This is a genomic window from Mesorhizobium sp. WSM3866 (assembly GCF_002294795.1).
Lineage (GTDB): Bacteria > Pseudomonadota > Alphaproteobacteria > Rhizobiales > Rhizobiaceae > Mesorhizobium.
Window position 1 is genome coordinate 141,797 of sequence record NZ_NSGC01000006.1, and the last position, 20,336, is coordinate 162,132.

Here is a 20,336-nt window from a genome sequence, read left to right on the forward strand (position 1 = left end):
GGCTCAGATGGCCGCGTTGAGCGCCGCGTAATAACCGGCGTAGTCCGGCCGCTTCTTCAGCACCGTCTCCAAATATTCCTCAAGCACGACCTTGTCCTGGACCGGGTCCTTGACGATGGCGCCGACCAGGCTTGGCGCCAGGCCTTCGGCGTGGAGCTTGCCGCCGTCGAACCAGGCCGCCTGGCTGAGGCCGCTGATCATCGTGGCGATCGCCTCGGCGGTGGAGAGCGAGCCCGACGGCGTCTTCAGCGTCACCTTGCCGTCGGCGGTCGCGCCGGAGCGCAGCTCGCGGAAGATGGTCAGCACGCGCGCGATCTCCTCGCCGACATTTTTCGGCACCGGCAGGTCCAGTCCGCCGGCCATCTCGCCGACGCGCCGGGACACGATCGAGACCTCTTCCGCCATGTCCTCCGGCAGCGGCAGCACCACGACATTGAAACGGCGCTTCAGCGCCGAGGAGAGTTCGTTGACGCCCTTGTCGCGATTGTTCGCGGTGGCGATGATGTTGAAACCGCGCTGCGCGTAAATCGAGGTGTTCAGCTCCGGCACCGGCATCATTTTTTCGGACAGCACGGTGATCAGCGTGTCCTGCACGTCGGAGCCCATTCGCGTCAGTTCCTCCAGGCGGCAGAGCTTGCCTTCCTGCATGGCGCGGTAGAGCGGCGTCGGCACCAGCGCCTCCTGGCTCGGCCCCTTCGCCAAGAGCTGCGCATAGTTCCAGCCGTAGCGGATCTGATTCTCATCGGTGCCGGCCGTGCATTGCACGATCAGCGTCGAGTTTCCCATGATGGCGCCGGCGAGATGTTCCGAGACCCAGGATTTTGCCGTTCCCGGCACGCCGAGCAGGAGCAGCGCCCGGTCGGTCGCGAGCGTCGCCACCGCGGTTTCCATCAATTGCCGACGTCCGACATATTTCGGGGTGATAAGCGTGCCGTCGCCCGCCTTGCCACCCATCAGGTAAGTGAGGACGGCCTTGGGCGACAGGCTCCAGCCGGCAGGCTTCTGGCGGTCGTCGTCGCGCGCGAGCGCCTGCAGTTCGGAGGCATAGACCTGCTCGGCCGGAAGGCGGATGGCTGCGTTCATGCGATCTTCTCCGGGTTCATCATCTCTCGGATTGCGAAGGGTTTCCGGCCAGCGCTGCATTGAGCCGCAGCAGGCCGATGGATGGGGAAGCGGGCGACAGGCCGGCGGCGATCACCTCGTCGATCAATTTTTCCGCCGCCTCCGGATTGGCCAGAAAGCCCAGGGTCTCGAGATATTGCTCGGCGCTTCGTTTCATGACGTCGTTGTCACCCGAGACGGCGGAACGCAGCGCTGGAAGCGTCTTGCTCCTTGCGAGGTCGCTCCATTCCAGCCAGCCTGCTTCCGCGCCTTCGACCAGGTTGAGCGCGGCCAGATTTTGCCCATCATCCAGGATCTGCCTGATCAGGACACGCTTCCTGCCGTTGTCCAAGCGCGACATGAGCTGGAGGACGAGAAGCGCCAGCCTGCCGCCGGCGGCGACAAGCAAATCCGCCAAACAGGCGACCGCCGCATCGCTGCCGGACACCGCGATCATTCGAACGAGAAAGAGATCGGCACCCTCATCGACGCCGAACTGCCATGCGCCAATGAAATCGGGCTCAGTCTTGCCGAATTGGGCGACGAGATCGCCGAAGTAACAGGACGCGAACAGGTCGGCGCGACGCGACTGTTGCGCAGGCGACTTGGGCTTTATCGGCGTGTAGGTGGTGCGGCGGCGGATGAAGCCGGATTTGCCTTCCTCAATGAAAGCGGCGAGCTCGGCTATCGAATCTTTCGACGCGCCATCCGCTGGATCGCTACGTTCACCCAACCTTGCCAGGAGCCGGCCGGCCGTTTCGCGCACCTTGCCTGAGCGATCGGCGGACAGGCTCTTTAGAAATGGAATGTCATCGGCACTCAAGCCGAAGCGCATCAGCTCCACGAGCGCAAGCCTGACCTCCGCCGGCTCGCTCGCTCCCTTGGTCTCAATCAACGTCCGCGCCAAGGGCATGGTGCGCCGTAATTCGACCAAAGCTGTACGGCGCGCCGCAGGATAAAAATCATCCCAGGTTTCAGCGGTGAGTTGTCCTCGTCGAGACTGCCTGTCGCCATCCGCGCCTGCTTGCCAGTCGACCCAGGGAGCATAGATATCTGGGCTTTCCTGATCCGACGCAGCAGGCATCCAATCCATCGGATGCAGCACGAAGCCTCGGCTGGCGACGAGTGTGGCCACGCGGGTCTTGAGCCTCGCATCAGCGGCGTATTTCAATGCGGCACGCAGCAACGGTCGCAGCCAATCAGGAAGCATCGGCAGCGCGAGCATCGGCAGCGGCGGACGGCGTTTCAAGGTTTTGGGCGCCGCCGGCCGAAGCGCGACATCCAGCGCCTGCGCGGCGATCGCCAAGAGCCGACGTTCCTGCTCGTCCGAGCTGGAGGCAGCCGCGAACTCCTTCCATTCGGCGGGCGCCAATTCGAAAGCGGCGCCGCCCGAAATCCAGTTGTCGCGAAGCCTCGCCAGCCCTGCCTGCTCGAGCTCGTTCATGAGAGATTGAGCCTCCCGATGCTGCTTTGTGAGGCCAGAAGCTCGAGCCTGGCGCCGTTCCACAGTGCTGCCGTGACTGTCAGATCGAGGCCAAGCAAGGTCTGGTTGACGGAGCCGGCGACTGGCAGGGCGATGCCATGCGAATCGTTCGCCGCCTGCCACCAGGCGCCATCCTTCTCGTCCAGCGCGATCGCGCCCGCCGGCAGGAGGATCGGACAGTCGGACAGCCACGGCGCGCCGTCCTGGAAAGCTGCATAGGCGGCCAGCGGATCGCCGGCAGCGTTCGGAGCAAAATCGGGCCAATTGCCGGGCGACGCATCGCCCAGGCGTTCTGCGACCAGTGCGCGAAGCGGAATTCGGGATGGATAGAACACCAGCCTCGCCTTGAAGCGGTCCCCCGGCGCGAAGGCGCCGGAGCGGCGCCCGGCCGAGGCCGGGAAGAAGTCCAGGAGGACGGCAAATCGTGGGATTGGGCTTTTCAGATCGAGCAGCCAGGTCGCGTGGCTGACCAGGCCGTCGCGACGGGCCTCGATCTTCTCACCCAGCACCTCCCAGTCGCTCTCGACCTTGACGGCATCCGGATTGGCAAGGATCTGGTCGCGTGTTTCGGATGTCGAGACCAGGCGCTTCAGCTCGGCATCGTCGGGCGCGGCACGCCAGGCCTTGGCGAGCAGCACCAGCTTACCCAGCTCTCGGATAGCGGCGTCCGGCCGCTCTTCGCTGCGCAGCGCCATCAGTTTCGCGGGCAGCTCGTCGATACGCCCGGCCAAAGCGGTCGCCTTGAGGTCTACAAGCCGCGCCGCGATGCGGCGGCAGCGCTCGCTGCTGGCGTCGACAAAACCGGCAAGGCCGAGCCGAAGCTGGTCGGCAACCCACTGATCCAATTCGTCGAGCGCTGCCGACACGGCACTTCGCGTGTCCTCGGCGCGCTTGCGCTGCGCCGCCTCGCGGCGCTCGGCGGCCGCGGCGTCTTCTACGGCAGCGCTTTGCTCGGGCCGCAACGCCTCGTCGATGCTTTTGCTTTCCGCGCTTGCCGGCGCCGGCGTCGGCGGCTGGCCCGACTTGCGGCGCCGCCCGAGCCAGTCATTGACCCATTCCGGCGTCTGGTCGACCCGATCGAAGCTGGCGGGCGCGGTGGCGCCGATCCACATCAGCCCCAGTATGTGCTTGCACGGAAATTTTCGCGATGGACAGGTGCATTTGTAGCCGTGGTCGCGGGCATCGAATGCGACGCGGTAGGGATTCGACCCCGAGCCCTGGCATTCGCCCCAGATGAGGCCCAGCTGTTCGTTTGTCTCGAGACGGGGCCAGTTCGACCGCTTGGTCAGCTTGGCGGCGGCGCCGAGTGAAGCCTGGTCGGGCGCGAGCGCCTCGATTGTTTTCAAATCCAGCTGCAAGCCGCTCCCTCATGACCCCCGAAGCATGATATCGCGACGATAGATACCTGTTTGCGGCGCGCTGGTGTAGCTCCAGCCGCTGAAAAGTTGACGCCCTGTCTAACGTTGCGTTGCCCTGTTCATCGTCAGGCGCGCGAACCCACCAGGACGGCGTGCACAGCATAGGCGCGGCGATCCTCGGCGCTGACGGCCAGCCGATCGGCACGCTGTCCATCGCCTCCCCTGTCTCGCGCGTCGACGATGCGGTGGCGGCCCCCGGGCGAGGCGGCGATCAGGGCGGCGAGGCTCATCTCGGCGCGGCTGACCGGCGAGGCATGACTCATCTTCCCCGTTGCGGCGAAGATGGTTAGGTGCTGCCGACGCCGTCCCGATGGCAGCTGGCGTCGTGCCCCAGCTTCTCCAAGCCTGACTTCATCATCTGCCTCCTCCACCAGTCGCTTCGCGTTCCGCAACCGGCGGATTTCGCGGCCGAATTCCTCACCGTCAAACAGCGTCCTGGTAAAATTCGATCGGCTGTCCATCGGGATCGGCGATGAAGATAAACAATCGTCCCGTGTATGGATCTGTTCGGATGGGCTCCACCTCGACGTCTCGCGACCGAAGCAGCTCGGCTGTCGCCTCGACCGAGGCGACCGAGAATGCAATATGCCTTAATCCACAGGCCTCGGGCCTGCTGGGCCGGCTTGGCGGATCAGGGAAACTGAACAGTTCGATCTGGATGGGACCGTGACGCAAATCGCACTTCCAAGACTGCCTTTCGGGGCGCCAGTTTTCGGCCAGAACGACGAAACCGAGCTTGTTCGTGTAGAACTGCTTGGAGGTCTCATAGTCATTGCAGATGATTGCGACATGATGGACAGCCAGCAGCATCAGATTGGCCTCCCGTAAAGCGTCGATAACGGCGACGCAGCACAGTCGCATCGGCTATGCCTTGGCGCAACTAGGTGGCGACACCGGCCATGCCGGCTCGGGCGAGCATATCTACAAAGTCCGGCTACCCTCCCTCAAGCCGGAGGGTTATCCGAGCGCTATCCACGCCGTCTTGAGGTCGGTGTACTTCTCGATCGCGTGCAGCGACTTGTCTCTGCCGAAGCGGGACTGCTTGAAGCCGCCGAGCGGTACCGTGATGTCGGCGCCGCCATAGGTGTTGACGTGGACGACGCCGGCATTGATGGCGCGCACCATGCGATGCGCGGTCGAACGCTTCGAGGTGCACACGGCAGAAGCAAGACCATAGACGGTGGCGTTGGCAAAGCGCACCGTCTCTTCCTCGCTTTCGAAGCGCATGACGCCGAGCACCGGCATGCACAATGTGATGTTCGGCCGCGTCGTCGACATCCGCCATGGCAGCGACGAGGCGGCGCTGCTCTATGTCGGGCGCAACTACATGCAGCCCAGCGCACTGGGAGTTTCGGTGGCTAGTCGGTCAGTCTGGCGCTGACTCCGACTCGATCAGGCTTTCCAGCATGTCCAGCAGGCGCTCGTACTGCTCGGCGCCGTAACGCTTCTCGATGGCGTCGTAGATGGCGGTGCGCTCGGGCGCCAGCTCCTCGATCAGCGCCACGCCGGCCGGGCTGATGGCGAGCAGAGCGCGGCGGCCGTCATCCTTGACCTTGTTGCGGGTGATGAATTCGCGCTCGTCCAGCGCTTTGATCATGCGGGTGAGGCTGGGCGGCAGGATCGAGGCGCGGTTGGCGAGCTCGGTCGCTTCCAGCGGACCGGTCTCGGCAAGCACGCGCAGCACGCGCCATTGCTGCTCGGTGATGTCGTGGCGAGCAAGCATCGGACGAAAATGCGCCATGATCACTTCGCGGGCGCGAAGCAGAGCCATGGGCAGGGAAGGGCGGGTGCTGGGCGGCAGCAGAGTCAACTCTCCGAAAGTTCCAGTCCAGTACGACTCGCAACAGAAATTAACGCTCGGATCGCAGCTATATCCGCGATTTCTCCGAGAGCGGCAATCCCGTCCCCGACGACCCAGTCGACATGGAGACCAAGCACTTGACATTCGGTCGCCAAGCCCTTGCCCCACATGGGGATCGAATATTCGGCGAATCTCGACGCGAAGGTCGAGATGAGCGAGCTTTGCGCGCTCGTTTCACGCATCATCCTCGAGACGCGGCCTGTTCGAGCCCGGCGCCGCGCGGGTGCGCGCCTTTCGTGCAGATCCCTATGCGATCGCGGACCGGCTCCCCGAGAACGGCTTCATCGAAATGGATTTCCGCATCGGCAGGGGCCGCAGCGCGGAGGAGAAGAAGCGGACCGGCGAGGCGATCTTCACGGGGGTCATCGCGCGCGTTCTATGTCGACACGCTCGGCCTGCAGGTGAGCGACGAGACCAGCGACGCGATCTATCTGCGCGCGCTTGAGGAGCGCGGCCACCCCAGCCCGCGCGAGGCAGACCTGCGCTGGATCGGCGCCATCGTGTCGCGCAACGGCGAGGTGGAGGAGACGGGGCTCGGCGCCGGCGTGCTCGATCATCCGGCCAAGGGCATTGTGTGGCTCGCCAACCGGCTTCACCAATACGGCATGCAAATTGAGGCCGGACAGGTGGTGCTGTCGGGCTCCTTCATCCGGCCGGTCGAATGCCGGCATGGCGATCGGATCGTCTCCGATTTCGGGCCCTTTGGTGCGATCCGCATCGCTTTCGCCTGACCGGCCGCGCGAATTTGCAAGCTGCGCGCTGCCCCAAAGAAAAAGGCCGGGCGCGAAAGCGGCCCGGCCAAGAAATGAAGGTCATAACCTTCAGAGGGGAACATCGCCCGGCGCAATGGGAGGAAAACACCGAGCGATGGCCTCTATTTGGGGCGGTTGCGGTATATTTTCCACGAACTGAATTCCAAAAACTGGCCGAAAGGCGAAAAAATTATCGCGCGGGCAGCGGCAAAGCTCAGCCGGCCGCCGCTGCCTTTTCCAGAAGATCGGCATAGTGCTGCCGGGCCACGTCGGGATGCGACCTCAGACGGCTCTTCAGCACATTGGTTCCGACGTTGCGGAAGAGCGGATTGTCGGGATCGCTGGCCGGCCCGCGCGCCTCAGCCGCCAGTTCCTGCGGAAGGTCGAGCAGCGGGATGGTCGCGTCGAGCCGGGCGCTGAAGAAGAACGGCACCGAAATCCGCTCGACGCCTGGCGGCGGTGTGACGACGCGGTGCACGGTTGCTCTCAGATACCCGTTCGAAGCGAGTTCGAGCAGTTCGCCGATGTTGGCCACGAGCGTTTGCGGAATCGGATCCACATTCACCCAGCTGCCATCATATTCGACCTGCAGCCCCTTGTTCTCGTCCTGCAGCAGAAGGGTGAGGAAACCGCCATCCTTATGCGCGCCGACGCCCTGGTCGTCACCGGTGGCGTCGCGGCCTGGGTAGCGCACGATCTTCATGCGGTGGTTGGGCTCGCTGCCATAGATCGGGTCGAAGGCGTCCTCCGGCTGATCGAGTGACAGCGCGAAGGCCTTGAGCAGCCGGATGGCTACCTCCGTCGCCTTGGTCTGCCAGGCAAGCAGCGCCGGCTTCAGTTCGGGCAACGCAGCCGGCCACTGGTTCGGACCTTGCAGCCGGGTCCAGGCCGGCACGCTCGGCCCTTGCGAAATGGTCGCGCGCTCGACGCCGATGTCGAGCTGCTCGCGCCAGTCGGCCTTGCCCCTGGTCAGCTCGCCGCCGGCACGCGTGTAGCCGCGAAATTGCGGCGACTTCACCATGTCGATGGCCAGCTTGTCGGCCTCCGACAAGGCAAAGAAGCGCCGCGCGGCATCCAGCACCGCGTCGATGTCCGGCTGCGTTATGCGGTGGCCGCTGAGATAGAAGAAGCCGACATCGCGAGCGGCGGTGCGCAGATCAAACAAGAAGGTCCGCAGTTCCGACTCGCCCTGCTCCAGTCGGTCGAGATCGAGCACCGGGATTATTCTGGCCATGGACAGCTTTCTCTTGGCGGCAACTCTCTGTTTTTCGCAAGTCCGGACGGAAAACCGATGCGCACTTTTCCTGGAATTGCTCGAGCAACCCCGCCGCACGATGACATGCGCGTCATTGCAGGTGAAGAAACGCGCCAACCAATCTCGTTGCAAATGGAGCAAGCCGCCGCTCAATTCCCGGGTTTTCGCGGCAAATTGCGTTCATTCGACTTCCGCTTCTCCCGTTTCGCCTATCCGCGATGATCCAGCCACGCGACCAGCCGGTCACACCACTGGATGCCGCAGACCAGCACGATCAGCACCACCACCGCCGCAACCATGACGCCGGTCTCGCGTCGGGGCGCGTTATTGCACGGTTCGTGGAATGGATCGTCAGAACGTCTCGACCCAGGGCCTCAGCTCGACCTCGAAGCTCCAGGCGCTGCGATGCTGGCGGTGGACTGCGAGATAGGTCTCGGCGATCGCGTCCGGCGAGAGGCGGCGATCCGGCCGGTCTGGCTCGGCCGCCTGCCCGGGCGGCTCGATCTGGCCGTCGATGATGAAATGCGCGACATGGATGTTCTTCGGACCTAGCTCGCGCGCCATCGACTGCGCCAGCCCGCGCAGCCCGAATTTCGGCATGGCGAAGCCGGCCGAGCCGGAGAAGCCCTTGAGACTCGCAGTGGCGCCGGTGAACAGGATCGAGCCGGAGCCGCGCGCAACAAGCCGGCGCGCCGCCTGCTGGCCGACGAGGAAGCCGCCATAGGCGCCGACGAGCAGGGCCTGCTTGACCGCCTCCGGATCGAGCTCGGCGATCGGGCCGCGCGTGCGGCCGCTGGCGTTGAAGACGGCAATTTCGAGGGAGCCGGCCTTGTCGGCCGCCTCGAACAGCCGCGCGACTGTGGCGGCATCCGACACGTCCGTCTCCACCGCCTGCGCACCCGTCTCCTGAACCAGCGCGGAGAGCTTGTCGACATTGCGGGCGGCCAGCACGACGCGAAAACCTTGCTTGCCGAGGAGCCGCGCCAGCGAAGCGCTGAGGCCAGCTCCAGCGCCGGCGATCACTGCGACATTGGCGGCCATGTCGTTCCTCCTGCGAGTACGCGTTTTTCAGTTGAGATCTATAATCGCACAAGCTCGCTCCTTCGGCGGCAAGAGGCAAGGACTAGGTTGCTCCGTTTTGGCAGTGCGACACAAAGGCGGTGCACGGTGAGAGGTCCCGGCGCATCCGAAAGACTTGCCTGTCGCGCCGATCCGTCCGACACGTGGTCCAGCGGCGATTCGAGGAACGACCATGGAACCAATCTGGGCCGTCGGCCTGATGACCGGTACGGTGCTTGACGGCAATATCGACGTGGCGCTGATTAAAACCGACGGCGAGCGCATCGCCGACACCGGCACATACACACTGGCCCCCTACCCGCAATCGATCCGCACCCTGCTCGAAGAGACCCTGCGCCAAGCACGCGTCTGGAATTTCGAGGGGCCGGAGCCGACGATTTTTCGCGAGGCGGAGGAGGCGCTGACGCGCGCGCAGTCGGCGGCGGTCAGGGATTTGGTCGAAAGCCAGGGCATGACGATGGCCGATATCGGCGTCGTCGGCTTCCACGGCCAGACGGTGCTGCATCGCGCCCCGCAGCCGCGACGAATCGGCCGCACGCGCCAGCTCGGCGACGGCGAGCTGATGGCCGCCCTGCTTGGCACCAAAGTCGCCTATGACTTCCGCACGGCCGATGTGGCGGCCGGCGGACAAGGCGCGCCGCTCGCTGCCGCGTATCATGCGGCGCTGCTCAAAGAGGCCGACGCCAGCGGCGACACCGCGGTGCTCAATCTGGGCGGCGTCGGCAACATCACCTGGTGGGACGGCAAAGACAACATCGTCGCCTTCGACACCGGGCCGGCCAATGCGCCGGTCAACGATTTCATCAAGGCGAAGGGCCTCGGCGAGATGGATCGCGACGGCAGACTGGCTGCCGCGGGTACGGTCGACGAGGCAAGGCTAGAGCGGCTGCTGCAGCATCCGTATCTGACGAAGCCTTACCCAAAATCGCTTGACCGCTTCGACTTCACCGCGGCCATGGCCGACGGGCTCGGCGCGGAGGACGGCGCGGCGACGCTGACGGCTTTCACCGTCTCGGCGGTCGGCAAGGCGCTCGATCTGTTGCCGCGCCGGCCAAGACGACTGGCGGTCAGCGGCGGCGGCCGCCGCAACCCGACCATGATGGCGATGCTCGGCCAGCGTGCCGGCGTCGAAGTGGTGCAAGCCGAGACGCTCGGCTGGAAGGGCGACGCGGTCGAAGCGGAATGCTTCGCGTTCCTCGCGGTGCGCGTGCTGCGCGGCCTGCCGATCAGCTTTCCGAGCACCACCGGGGTGCCGCAGCCGATGCGCGGTGGAAAGCTCGCGGGTTAAGACAACTTCTTCTGCAGGAAGATGCGGCTGCGGCCGACCGGAAAATCGGCGAGCGTGCCGAACGGCTGGTAGCCCTGGCGCTGATAGACCTTGGCCGCGGTCGGATTGAAAGTGTCGATCCACGCGGCCTGGCAGCCGCGCGCCAGCGCTTCCCGTTCGGCTGCGTCCAGCATGCTCGCGGCGATGTGCCGGCCACGCCAGGTTTCGTCGACCCAGAGCCATTGCACATAGAGCCAGCCCCAGGCGGTGTAACCGGAAATGCCGGCGACGATCGCGCCGGCGTCGTCGCGAACGAAGACGGCGAGCGTCTTCCGGCCCGAGGCACCGACATCGCTGTCGTTGAAGGCGGTCAAGCCCTCGCCGACACGGGCGAGATCCTGCGGCAAGGGCTCGGCGGTGATCTCGAGCGTCATCTTCATGGTGGCTCCGGTGCGGTTCGGAAGCCAGCCTTAGCCAAGGAGCGAAGCGACACGCAAGCCTATTGCCGGGCAGAGCGCCACGCCGCGGCCGATGCCGCCACCAGCATCAGCAAGGCGGCGACCAGGGCGCAGTTGGCGAAGCCGAGGGCGGTGTAGAGCGGGCCGAAACCGGCGGTGCCGACGGTTACGGCGAAATAGGTGACTGCGCTGTTCAGGCCCATGATCGTGCCGCGCCGCGCGGCGTCGAGCGCGGTGAGCCGCATCACCAGAACGTTCAGCCCGAAATGGTTGGCAAGGCCCCAGACGGCGATCGTCGCCATCAGCAGGCCGAAGGTGCCGCTGGCCGAGGCGATCGCCACATAGACGGCGGCGACCAGCAGATAGGCGAAGGGCATGACCCGACGGGCGCCGAGACAGTCGATGACGCCGTCGAGCAGCGCCGCCGCGCCGAAGCCGAGCCCGTAAGCGATCGCCGCCAGCCCGTTGGCGCTGACCGGCTCGCCGAGACCTTCATGGAGATGATCGCCGAGATAGCCGTAGACGCCATAGAAGGCGGTCATGAAGGCGCCGCAGGCGATCAGCAGCGGCAGGATTCCGGGCACAGCCAGCGCGCCGAGCGGCGACGGAGCGGGACCGCTTTTCCTGGTGTCGCGCAGCGAGCTGACCGACAGGCCGGCGACGGCGGCTCCGGCGAGAAGCGCGACAGCGGCGAAGACGGCCCGCCAATGGATCAGATCGGCAAGCACCGCCGACAGCGACACTCCGGCGACCATGGACAGCGTCCAGCCGGTCAGCACGACGCCGATCGTTCCGCTCTCGCGGCCGGGCGGCGCGATCGCTGCGGAGCTGGCGTAGATCGCCGGCATGGCGACGCCAGCAGCGATGCCGGCAACGAGCTGGGCCGCGACCAGCGCCGCCACCGTCGGCGCGAGCGCGCTACCCACCAGCGCCAGCGCAAGCAACAGCAGTGCGCCCTGCAGCATGCGGCGGGCGCCGATCCGGTCGATATAGCGGGCAAGAAAAAGCGCGCTGGCCGAGGTGCCGAGGCCGAAGGCAGCGGCGGCCGTCATCACCGCCGGCACGCTTGCCGCGAAGGATGCCGCGACGGCGGGCGCTATCGGCCCGAGAACCAGTGAGTTGGAGCCGATGACGGCGATGCAGCCGGTGAGCAGGTAGGCTGCGGCCGGGATCGGTGCACGGGACGCCGCAGTCAGAATCGCTGATTGCTCACTGTTCGACATATCTCCATAATGACCGAATTGAATTCAGCATCAATGGAGAATTTCCAATGGACTCAGAAACAGATGACGTTCAGCGGAACAAGCAGCCAACCCGTGAGGTCGACCCGATCGACCGAAAAATATTAGGCGTTCTGGTCGACGATGCGACCATCAGTTATGCGGAGCTCGGCGATCGCGTCGGCCTGTCGCCACCGGCGGCGCATGAGCGGGTGAAGCGGCTCAGGCGCAGCGGCGCCATCCGCGCCACCTCGGCGATCATCGATCCGAAGGCGGTGAAGAAGCCGCTGCTCGCCTTCGTGCACATCGATACCAGGGGCTGGGGCAAGACGCCGGAATTGATGGCGATCTCGGAATGCCCGGAAGTGGAAGAGATCCATTCGGTCGCCGGCGACACCTGCATGCTGCTCAAGGTACGCACCGAGGACACAAGGGCGCTGGAAGGCCTGCTGTCTCGTATCTACGAGACGCCGGGCGTGGTCTCGACGCGCAGCTATGTGGTGCTTTCAACCTATCTCGAACGGCCGGTCCAGCCAGAGATCACGGCCGAATGGCCGGCACCCAAACATATGGCGACGCCTGTCTACTAATCCGCCGGCTTACGGGATCGTGGCCCTGCGATAGGTATCGAGGACGCGCGTGACGCTGGCAATCAGAAGCTCATGCGCGGTCGGCGTGATCCGACCGGCGCCGACCTCGGCATCGAGATGGCCGAGATACTGGCTAATCAGGGGGCGTGGAATTTCACGCTTGCCGAGTGCCGCCAGCAGCGCTTCGGTCGCATGCTGTGCGTCGGGCAATGGCCAGTAGTAGCGGATGCGGTCGCTGAAGGAGAAATGCCGCTGCAGGCGCTGCTCGTCAGGCGATCCCGGATAATATTTCTGCCAATCGCCGGGCGAGGCCAGCATGATGCGTTCCATCGCGGCCAGCAAGCTTTCGCGCGAGGGATCGGGCGCGAGCGCGTCGGCGATGTGGCTCAGGCCATAGAGCGCCTCGCGCAACGCGAAGGTGAGCCAGGGGCCGACCTTGAGGATGGCGAAGCCGTCGCGCACGAGCGCGGCCAAAGCTTCCGCGGGCTGATAGTCGGTCGAATGCGCCTCGAAGACGAATTGCGGCTGGCTTTCCAGGGCCGCGACCAGCTTCGTCGCCCTCTCGGGCGCATAGGCGATGATGTCGGCATTGCCGAATTCGACGCCGGGCTGAACGACGACACCGACGGCCCGGGCAAAAGCGGCATCGAGGCCGAGACGGGAGAAGGCCTGGCGATGGAGCTCGACCGTGCGGAGCGCATCGGCCGGCTCGGTCACATGCATATGGTCGAGCGCTTCCAGCGCGCCGCCCGGAACCGGCACTTCGGTGCCGATGATGTAGACGGGTTTTTCACCGCCCGAGCGGGCGACCGCCGCCTCGGCAACCGCCGCAAGCTCGGCCGCGCGCGCGGCAATCGTCTCGTCGGCGAGTGCCACGGAATCGTCGGCACAAGCCATGCTGGTGTCGAGATGCAGCTTGGTGAAGCCGGCGGAGGCATAGGCGTCGATCATCGCCGCCGCCTTGTTCATCGCTTCCGCCGCGGGCAAATGCTTCCACGGATTCGGGCCGAGGTGATCGCCGCCGAGGATCAGCCGGTCGAACGGAAAGCCGGTCCTGCCTGCTTGCGTCTCGACGAAGGCTCGAAAGGCGGCCGGGGTCATGCCGGTATAGCCGCCCTCGTGATTGACCTGGTTGCAGGTCGCCTCGATCAGCACATCGGCGCCATTCCTCGCGCCGTGGCGGAGCGTCGCTTCGATCACCAGCGGGTGCGCCGAACAGATCGAGGCGATGCCGCCCTTCGCGCCTGCCGCGCGGCGAGCGGCGATGCCAGCAAATCTTGCCGTGGCGCCGGTCATGCGCGTGCGGTCGCTTTTGCGATGAAGGCCTCGACGTCGGCGAGCCGGTGAATGCCTTCCATCGGCCCCTTGCGGGTAACGGCGAGCGCGCCGCAGGCATTGGCGATGCGCAGTGCATCGGCGGGCGAGGCACCGCGCAGCCAGAAGGAAACGAAGGCGGCGCCGAAGCAATCGCCGGCGCCGGTCGGATCGACTTCCTCGACCACAAAGCCGGGCATGGCGAGCGTGCCCTTGCGGTCGTGATAAGTGGCGCCATCGGCGCCTTTCTTCAGCACGATGCAGGAGATGCCTCGCCCCAGCAATTCGCGGACCGCGGCCTGTTCGTCGCTGGCGGAGGAGAAAAGGAACAGTTCGTTGCCGCTCGGCAGGAAGACATCTGTCTGCGCGAGCACATGATCGAGCGCCTGACGCGTGCCGGACGCCTGCATGATCTCGCGACGGATGTTCGGATCGAAGGACACCGTGCCGCTCTTGGCCTTCACGGCCGCGATCGCGGCGAGTGCGACGTCGGTGGCGCGATCGGAAAAAAGCGAAGAGCCCATGACATGGACATGATCGGCTCCGGCCAAGAGCCGCTTGGCGGCATCGTCCATTTCCAAAAGGCCGGCGGCGCTGTTCCGGATATTGAAAACAAAATGCCTGGATGCATCGGTCCGGTAGGCGACGAAGGCGGTGCCGGTTGCATGGCCTTCACGGACGGCGATTGCCGAAACGTCGGCGCCGAGCGCGCTGAGCCGGTCGATGTTCAACTGGCCGAAATCGTCCCCGCCGACGGCGCCGATGAGACCCGCAGGCTGGCCGAGCGCCGCCGCTTGGCCGATGAAGATCGCCGGGGCGCCGGACGGAAAGGGGCCGGCCAGCGGACCGGGCTCGAGGAAGCTCTGGCCGATTGATTCCGCCATGATCTCGACGAGGATCTCGCCGGCTGAGACCAGCTTCTTCATCACGTCCTCCCAGCATTCGCCATGCATGGCTTTAGGGCTTGGAATACGGCCCCCTCTTTTTCACGTCAATTAATAAATTTACGCATGGAATAATTTCTCCGGACGCGTTGAAACTTGCGGAGCTTCCTGTAAAGTTTCAACTTGCAGACGCACGCCGATGCGCCGTATGAGCGCCGGAGCAGCGCCATGGGAGCGAGGTTCCATGCCGCGAGGGTTTGGATGCCGATGACTCACAAGACGATGGAGGAGTTCGCCCGTTCCTGCGGCGTCTCCAGGCCGACCTTGTCGAAATTCTTCGACGATCCGACCAGCGTCAAGCCGGCGACGCGAAAACGCATCGAGGATGCGCTGCGCTCGTCCGACTATCAGCCCAATCTGTTCGCGCGAAACCTCAACCGCAAGCGCACCCGCAGCATCGGCATCGTCGTGCCGACGGTGACCGACCCGTTCTATTCCGAGATGGTCAGCCGCATCGAACTCAGGCTACGCGACGAAGGCTATTGGCCGATCGTCATTTCCTCGCATGGATCGAGCGAACTGGAAGCCGAGGCGACGCGGACGATCTTGTCGTTGAAGGTCTCCGGCGCGCTGATAGCACCGCTCGGCCAGCGCTCGGACCAGCGAGCGATCGAGAAGCTGACGCAGGCGATCCCGATTGTCTATTTCGACACCTATCTCGAAGGCGGCACGCCTTTCGTCGGCAACAACAATGTGCAGAGCATGTCGACCATCGTCGACTATCTCTGCCGCTCGGGCGATGCCCCGGTCTATTTCGATATTCCGCACGTCAATCATAATTCGCGCGAGCGGGTGGAGAGTTATGTCAATGCCATGAAGCGGCTCGGGCAGGAGCCGCTCGTCTTCGGCAATACCGACGACTACACATGGGAGTTCGAACGGATCGGCTACGAACAGACGGAAAAGCTGCTCGGCAATGGCGGCCTGCTGGGCAAGACCATATTGTGCGCCAACGATCGTCTCGCCTTCGGCGTGATGGCGGCCGCCTTCTCGAAAGGGCTGAAGGTGGGCCGCAAGGCGGATTGCGACCTGCGGGTGGCTGCGCATGACGACCATCCGCTCAGCCGCTACACCTGCCCGGCGCTCACCACCATGGCGCAGGATTTCGCGGCGATGGCCGGAAGCAGCGTCGAGACGCTGCTTACCCTGCTCGACGAGGACGGCGCGCCCGTCGCGGCGAAGGTCAATCTCGACGCGACGCTGGTGATGCGCCAGTCGGCCTAGGGATACCGAACTCCCGCTGGGCGATCACGGCGCCTCAGGCAAGCAGGCTCGCCGCCTCGTCTTCGCCGAGCAGCGGCGGCTGGTCGACCGAGCCGACGACGGCGACGGAGTTCCGGCTTTCGCCGGAGGCGAGGATCGCTTCCATGACCTCGAGCACGTGCAGCGCCAGTTCGCCGGACGCGCGGGGTCTGCGCCCTTCCAACAGCGACCGCGCCAGGTCGGCGACGCCGAGCATGCGATAGTTGGCGCGGTCCGGTGCGGCATAGGGCCAGTTGCGCGCGCCGTAGAGCTCGCCTTCGCTCTCGAAATCCTTCCAGTCGGCGCCGTGCGCCGATAGCGAGACCGTGCCGCCAAACGTGTCGGGATCGGGTAGCCTGATCGAGCCTTCCGTGCCGTGCAGCTCGATCGGATGGTTGGAATGCTTGAAGACGTCCCAGGAGGCGCCGAAGGTGACGGTGGCGCCGCAGTGGAATTCGAGCAGCGACAGGATGTTGGTCGGCGTGCCGACCCTGAAGCTGGTGTTTTTGTAAGGGCCTTCGGCGGTGATCAGGCGCTCGTCCTGACCGCGCGTCGTCATCACCATGACGCGGGCGACCGGGCCGAGCAGGTTGACCAGCATCGTCAGGTAGTATGGCCCCATGTCGAACACTGGACCGCCGCCCGGCTGATAGTAGAATTGCGGATTGGGATGCCAATGCTCCATGCCGCGCCCCATCATGAAGGCGGTGCCGGTCACGGCGCGGCCGATCGCGCCCTCGTCCATTAGGCGGCGGGCACGCCGCCCGGCTGCGCCGAGGAAGGTGTCTGGAGCCGAGCCCAGCAGCAGATCGCGCTTCGCCGCCTCCGCGACCAGCCGGCGGCCCTCGCCGGCCGAGGTCGCCAGAGGCTTTTCCGTGAAGACGTGCTTGCCCGCGGAAAGCGCCGAATGGGTGATGTCGAAATGCGCCGACGGAACGGTGAGGTTGAGGACGAGATCGACCTCGGGATCGGCCAGCAGCGCATCGACCGGCAGCGCGCGGATACCGTATTCCCTGGCCCGTAGCGCGGCCATGTCGGCGGAAATATCGGCGCAGGCGCGCAGTTCCACGCCGGCGAAAAGTGCTGCGTTGCGCAAATAGGTCATCGATATGTTGCCGCAACCGATAACGCCGATACCGAGCTTCGCTCCTGACTTTGCTTGCATTTTCCTTCCGACCTCCCGATGCGGCATCGCCGCAAACAACCCGCTGCAACGGGCGGCGGACCATGTTCCCTACTCGCTATAGCGCATTTTAAATCTTGACGCGCGTAAAATTTTTATAGAGCATGTGAAAATGCTGGCTCGACATCCGAGGCCGCCAGCTCAAAACGATTGAGGAATTTTGCACTCATGAGCCTAGGAACCAAGGTGCGCCTTGCGCGCCTCTTCTCGCATCCGTCCGGGAAGCTTTTTGGCGGCGCGGTCGACCACTTTGTCGGCTACGGCGACGTGCGCAAAGGCGGGCTTGCCGATCTGCCCGGTGCGCTCGCGCGCGTCATGATGGGCAAACCCGACTACGTCAGCATCCAGCCCGGCACCGCGCGCCATCTGTGGCCGCAATATGCGGGCAAAGCGTCTCTGGTGATCCAGGCGGGCTGCTTCACCCCAGACGATCGCATCAGCGAGCTGATTGCAACGCCGGAGGATGCGGTGCGCGCCGGGGCCGATGCGTTGGCCGTTGCCATTCCGGTGCGCGGCGCGACCGAGGGTAAGTACATACGCTGGCTGACCGACTCGGTGAATGCGGCGGCACGCTACGGCATGCCGGTGGTGGCGCATATCTACCCGCGCGATTTCACCGACGGAGCAAAAATCGTCTTCACCCCCGACGAGATCGCCTATGCGGCGCGCATCGGCTACGAGTCCGGCGTCGACGTGATCAAGATAGGCTACACGGGCGATTTCGAGTCGTTCCGAGAGACCGTCCGGACCTGCCCGGTGCCGGTTGTGATCGCGGGTGGTCCGAAGACCGAGACGCTGCTCGGCGCCCTTCAGCAGACGGCGGACGCCATACGTGCCGGCGCGCGCGGTGCCGTGGTCGGTCGCAATCTCTGGGGGCATGGCGATCCGGAGAAGGCGGCACTTGCCTTTCGGAGCGTCATCCATGACGGCCTTTCGGCAGAAGACGCCCTGGCGAAGGCGGGTGCCTGAACGATGCCCACCGTCCCTTCAATCCTCGGCTTCGGCGCTATTGCGATCGACGACATCGTCTATGTCGATCAGCCGTTGTCGGCGGGCAAGGGGAAGGTTCTGCAAACTGCCCGAACTTTCGGCGGAAATGTCGCGACGGCCCTTGCCGCCGTCGCGCGGCTCGGCGGAACCGCCGGGTTCGTCGGATGGCTAGCCAGTGCCGCTGACGACGCCGTGCTGTGCGATCTCGTTGCGAGCGGAGTTGAAACCGCATTCGCGCCGCGCCACCCGCAGGCACGCCCGGTGCGCTCGCGGATCACCGTCGGCTCGGATGGGGAGAGGTTCATCGCGTATGACGACGAAGCGATGCTGGGCACCGCGCCAGACTTTCCGGACGAGGTCCTCAGCCGCGCGGCCGTCCTGATCGTCGATAGTTACGCGATCCGGTCGATGGATGTCGTGGCTCGGGCTCGCGATCTCGGCCTTGCAATCCTCGGCGATATCGAATGGAGCAGCGGCCCAGCCACCGAGAGGCTGATCGGGCTCTGCGACCATCTCATTCTTCCCCTCGGCTTCGCGCGGACTGCCACGGGCGGCCGATCGCCCGCCGAGATGCTCGACGCATTGTGGATGCCGTCGCGGTCCACCGTGGTTCTGACTGACGGCGGCAGGGGCGTCTATTATCGCGGACGCGACGAGGCAGGGCTCTGGCACCTGCCTCCGCACCGGGTTGCCGTCGTCGACTCGACCGGCGCCGGTGACTGCTTTCACGGTGCCTATGCCCATGCATTGACGCGCGGAGCCGAGACCGCAGGCCGGGTCGCATTCGCGGCCGCGGCCGCGGCCCTGTCGATAACGGGGCGTGGCGGGCGCGAGGCGCTGCCGACCGAGGGCCAGGTCACGGAACTCTTGGCATCGACGAAAGCCCCGTCGGCAGTCGAACTGAAATCGCACCTCGATACCGGAACATAGTTGAAACTATCCGAGGAACATTCGCAGGCGAACATAGGCCGATAATAATCATAAAAACGAGCGGCTTAGCCTTGTGGAGGGAGGAAGATGGCAGAAGTCATTCTTGAGAATATCTGCAAGACCTATGGGAACAACTTTCACGCAATCGACCAATTGAACCTGTCGGTCGAGGATGGCGAATTCTTGATTCTCGTCGGGCCGTCCGGCTGCGGCAAATCCACCGCGCTGCGAATGATCGCGGGGCTGGAGGACGTGACAAGCGGCAGCCTGCGGATCGGCGGAGTCGACGTCGTCGACATGCCGCCCAAGGACCGCGACATCGCGATGGTCTTCCAGAGCTACGCGCTCTACCCGCATATGACGGTGTTCGAAAACATCGCCTTTTCGATGCGGCTGGCAGGCAAGCCGAAGGCCGAGCGCAAGAAGCGGGTGGACGAGATCGCCAAAACCCTTCAGCTGACATCTCTGCTCGACAGCAAACCCGCGAACCTTTCAGGCGGACAGCGTCAACGGGTTGCCATGGGCCGCGCCATGGTGCGCGAGCCGGCCGCCTTCCTCATGGACGAACCCCTTTCCAATCTGGACGCGAAGCTGCGTGTTCAAATGCGCGCCGAAATCACCAGCCTGCAAAAGCAGCTCGGCGTCACGACCATATACGTGACCCACGACCAAACCGAGGCGATGACGATGGGGGACAGGGTCGCGGTGTTGAAGGGCGGCGTGCTGCAGCAGGTCGACACTCCCAAAAGACTCTATGAATCGCCGGTGAACGCCTTCGTTGCCGGCTTCATCGGTTCTCCTTCGATGAACCTGTTCGAGGGGACGCTGACGGGCGACGAACTGATGTCCGGCACCTTCGCCATCCGGCTGCAGGACGCAGCCTTCGTGCGCAGGCCGTCCTTGAGGTCGTATGCGGGGCGCAAGGTCGTGTTCGGGATCCGACCGGAGGATCTCTATGACAGCAGTCTCGAATCCGGCCGCAAGTATCAGACGATCCCCGCAAAGGTGACCTCGATCGAAGAACTCGGGTCCGAACACATCGTTCATCTCAGCATCGACGCGGTGCGGGTGGACTCCGGCGATCCGGACGCGGTGCACGATTTCGGCATGACCTCGAACGCGGTGGCGAAATTCGAACCGGTCAGCACAGTCCTGCCCGGCTCGGAGATCCGCTTGGCCGTAGACGACGCCAAGCTCCATTTCTTCGATCCCGAAACGCATCTGGCGATCTGAAGATTTGTCGCAGAG

General features: G+C 64.8%; 21 protein-coding genes and 4 pseudogenes. 10 read left to right on the plus strand and 15 right to left on the minus strand.

Translation table 11 applies throughout. The features are described from left to right. Positions 1-3 precede the first annotated feature (3 nt). The 6 genes and pseudogenes from CK222_RS15815 to CK222_RS15840 all read right to left on the minus strand — a co-directional run. The gene (locus CK222_RS15815; RefSeq protein WP_095800970.1) at positions 4-1,083 is read right to left on the minus strand and encodes an AAA family ATPase; all 1,080 of its coding nucleotides are present in this window, start codon (positions 1,081-1,083) and stop codon (positions 4-6) included. A gap of 19 nt (positions 1,084-1,102) precedes the next feature. After that, positions 1,103-2,608, minus strand: coding sequence for a DUF5691 domain-containing protein (locus CK222_RS15820; RefSeq protein WP_245433050.1), 1,506 nt, complete (start codon positions 2,606-2,608; stop codon positions 1,103-1,105). Beyond that, positions 2,542-3,930: an SWIM zinc finger family protein gene (locus CK222_RS15825; RefSeq protein WP_245433051.1), complete on the minus strand. Its 1,389-nt coding sequence runs from the start codon at positions 3,928-3,930 to the stop codon at positions 2,542-2,544. The genes CK222_RS15820 and CK222_RS15825 overlap by 67 nt, the downstream gene beginning before the upstream one ends. A 137-nt stretch (positions 3,931-4,067) precedes the next feature. Then, positions 4,068-4,265 carry a hypothetical protein gene (locus CK222_RS15830; protein WP_095800973.1) on the minus strand — a complete coding sequence of 66 codons (198 nt, stop codon included), beginning with the start codon at positions 4,263-4,265 and terminating at the stop codon, positions 4,068-4,070. A 160-nt stretch (positions 4,266-4,425) separates the two neighbouring features. Then, positions 4,426-4,812 carry a VOC family protein gene (locus CK222_RS15835; protein WP_095800974.1) on the minus strand — a complete coding sequence of 129 codons (387 nt, stop codon included), beginning with the start codon at positions 4,810-4,812 and terminating at the stop codon, positions 4,426-4,428. Positions 4,813-4,959: 147 nt separating this feature from the next. Next, positions 4,960-5,244, minus strand: a pseudogene (locus CK222_RS15840) (aldehyde dehydrogenase family protein); the annotation flags it as partial. Here CK222_RS15840 and CK222_RS32290 point away from each other — a divergent pair. Then, complete coding sequence (locus tag CK222_RS32290; protein WP_156751111.1) at positions 5,228-5,383, plus strand: hypothetical protein; 156 nt, start codon at positions 5,228-5,230, stop codon at positions 5,381-5,383. The pseudogene CK222_RS15840 and the gene CK222_RS32290 sit on opposite strands and share 17 nt — an antisense overlap. On the opposite strand, the gene hpaR is transcribed toward CK222_RS32290, so the two are convergent. After that, entirely contained in the window at positions 5,369-5,773 is a 405-nt protein-coding gene (gene hpaR / locus CK222_RS15845; protein ID WP_095800975.1) for a homoprotocatechuate degradation operon regulator HpaR, read from the minus strand. The two genes, CK222_RS32290 and hpaR, sit on opposite strands and share 15 nt — an antisense overlap. 189 nt (positions 5,774-5,962) lie before the next feature. Here hpaR and CK222_RS15850 point away from each other — a divergent pair. Both CK222_RS15850 and CK222_RS15855 read left to right on the plus strand, forming a co-directional pair. After that, positions 5,963-6,218, plus strand: a pseudogene (locus CK222_RS15850) (5-carboxymethyl-2-hydroxymuconate isomerase); the annotation flags it as partial. A 109-nt stretch (positions 6,219-6,327) separates the two neighbouring features. Then, positions 6,328-6,594, plus strand: a pseudogene (locus tag CK222_RS15855) (2-oxo-hepta-3-ene-1,7-dioic acid hydratase); the annotation flags it as partial. A 235-nt stretch (positions 6,595-6,829) separates the two neighbouring features. On the opposite strand, the gene CK222_RS15860 reads toward CK222_RS15855, so the two are convergent. Then, positions 6,830-7,849, minus strand: a complete 1,020-nt coding sequence (locus CK222_RS15860) for an isopenicillin N synthase family oxygenase (RefSeq protein ID WP_095800976.1) — start codon at positions 7,847-7,849, stop codon at positions 6,830-6,832. Between the two features lie 57 nt (positions 7,850-7,906). On the opposite strand from CK222_RS15860, the gene CK222_RS31640 reads away from it, so the two are divergent. Next, the gene (locus tag CK222_RS31640; protein ID WP_141245810.1) at positions 7,907-8,092 is read left to right on the plus strand and encodes a hypothetical protein; all 186 of its coding nucleotides are present in this window, start codon (positions 7,907-7,909) and stop codon (positions 8,090-8,092) included. Here the strand turns inward: CK222_RS31640 and CK222_RS15865 are convergent. Both CK222_RS15865 and CK222_RS15870 read right to left on the minus strand, forming a co-directional pair. Next, a pseudogene (locus CK222_RS15865) lies at positions 8,080-8,187 on the minus strand (ABC transporter permease); the annotation flags it as partial. The gene CK222_RS31640 and the pseudogene CK222_RS15865 sit on opposite strands and share 13 nt — an antisense overlap. Positions 8,188-8,221: 34 nt before the next feature. Further along, the gene (locus CK222_RS15870) at positions 8,222-8,911 is read right to left on the minus strand and encodes an SDR family NAD(P)-dependent oxidoreductase (protein ID WP_095800977.1); all 690 of its coding nucleotides are present in this window, start codon (positions 8,909-8,911) and stop codon (positions 8,222-8,224) included. A gap of 211 nt (positions 8,912-9,122) precedes the next feature. On the opposite strand from CK222_RS15870, the gene CK222_RS15875 reads away from it, so the two are divergent. Beyond that, positions 9,123-10,238: an anhydro-N-acetylmuramic acid kinase gene (locus CK222_RS15875; RefSeq protein WP_095800978.1), complete on the plus strand. Its 1,116-nt coding sequence runs from the start codon at positions 9,123-9,125 to the stop codon at positions 10,236-10,238. Here the strand turns inward: CK222_RS15875 and CK222_RS15880 are convergent. Then, positions 10,235-10,657: a GNAT family N-acetyltransferase gene (locus tag CK222_RS15880; RefSeq protein WP_066989003.1), complete on the minus strand. Its 423-nt coding sequence runs from the start codon at positions 10,655-10,657 to the stop codon at positions 10,235-10,237. The two genes, CK222_RS15875 and CK222_RS15880, sit on opposite strands and share 4 nt — an antisense overlap. Before the next feature lie 59 nt (positions 10,658-10,716). Continuing rightward, positions 10,717-11,898, minus strand: coding sequence for an MFS transporter (locus CK222_RS15885; RefSeq protein ID WP_095800979.1), 1,182 nt, complete (start codon positions 11,896-11,898; stop codon positions 10,717-10,719). Positions 11,899-11,945: 47 nt separating this feature from the next. Between CK222_RS15885 and CK222_RS15890 the strand changes: the two genes are divergently transcribed. Continuing rightward, positions 11,946-12,485, plus strand: coding sequence for an Lrp/AsnC family transcriptional regulator (locus tag CK222_RS15890; protein WP_095776664.1), 540 nt, complete (start codon positions 11,946-11,948; stop codon positions 12,483-12,485). 9 nt (positions 12,486-12,494) lie between these two features. On the opposite strand, the gene CK222_RS15895 is transcribed toward CK222_RS15890, so the two are convergent. After that, positions 12,495-13,781 (minus strand): D-tagatose-bisphosphate aldolase, class II, non-catalytic subunit, encoded by a 1,287-nt coding sequence (locus CK222_RS15895; RefSeq protein ID WP_095800980.1) that lies wholly within the window; start codon positions 13,779-13,781, stop codon positions 12,495-12,497. Beyond that, a complete protein-coding gene (locus tag CK222_RS15900) occupies positions 13,778-14,725 on the minus strand; it encodes a sugar kinase (protein WP_095776665.1) in 948 nt (315 codons plus the stop codon). Before CK222_RS15900 ends, CK222_RS15895 begins: the two co-directional genes overlap by 4 nt. A gap of 219 nt (positions 14,726-14,944) precedes the next feature. On the opposite strand from CK222_RS15900, the gene CK222_RS15905 reads away from it, so the two are divergent. After that, positions 14,945-15,967, plus strand: coding sequence for a LacI family DNA-binding transcriptional regulator (locus CK222_RS15905; protein ID WP_095800981.1), 1,023 nt, complete (start codon positions 14,945-14,947; stop codon positions 15,965-15,967). Positions 15,968-16,001: 34 nt separating this feature from the next. On the opposite strand, the gene CK222_RS15910 is transcribed toward CK222_RS15905, so the two are convergent. Continuing rightward, positions 16,002-17,150, minus strand: coding sequence for a Gfo/Idh/MocA family oxidoreductase (locus CK222_RS15910; RefSeq protein WP_095800982.1), 1,149 nt, complete (start codon positions 17,148-17,150; stop codon positions 16,002-16,004). A gap of 186 nt (positions 17,151-17,336) precedes the next feature. Here CK222_RS15910 and CK222_RS15915 point away from each other — a divergent pair, with 186 nt between their 5' ends. The 3 genes from CK222_RS15915 (at position 17,337) to CK222_RS15925 (ending at position 20,321) form a co-directional block, all read left to right on the plus strand. Next, positions 17,337-18,137 (plus strand): class I fructose-bisphosphate aldolase, encoded by an 801-nt coding sequence (locus CK222_RS15915; protein WP_095800983.1) that lies wholly within the window; start codon positions 17,337-17,339, stop codon positions 18,135-18,137. A gap of 3 nt (positions 18,138-18,140) precedes the next feature. After that, entirely contained in the window at positions 18,141-19,088 is a 948-nt protein-coding gene (locus CK222_RS15920; RefSeq protein ID WP_095800984.1) for a PfkB family carbohydrate kinase, read from the plus strand. Between the two features lie 87 nt (positions 19,089-19,175). Then, positions 19,176-20,321 (plus strand): ABC transporter ATP-binding protein, encoded by a 1,146-nt coding sequence (locus CK222_RS15925; protein ID WP_095800985.1) that lies wholly within the window; start codon positions 19,176-19,178, stop codon positions 20,319-20,321. The last annotated feature ends 15 nt before the right edge of the window (positions 20,322-20,336 follow it).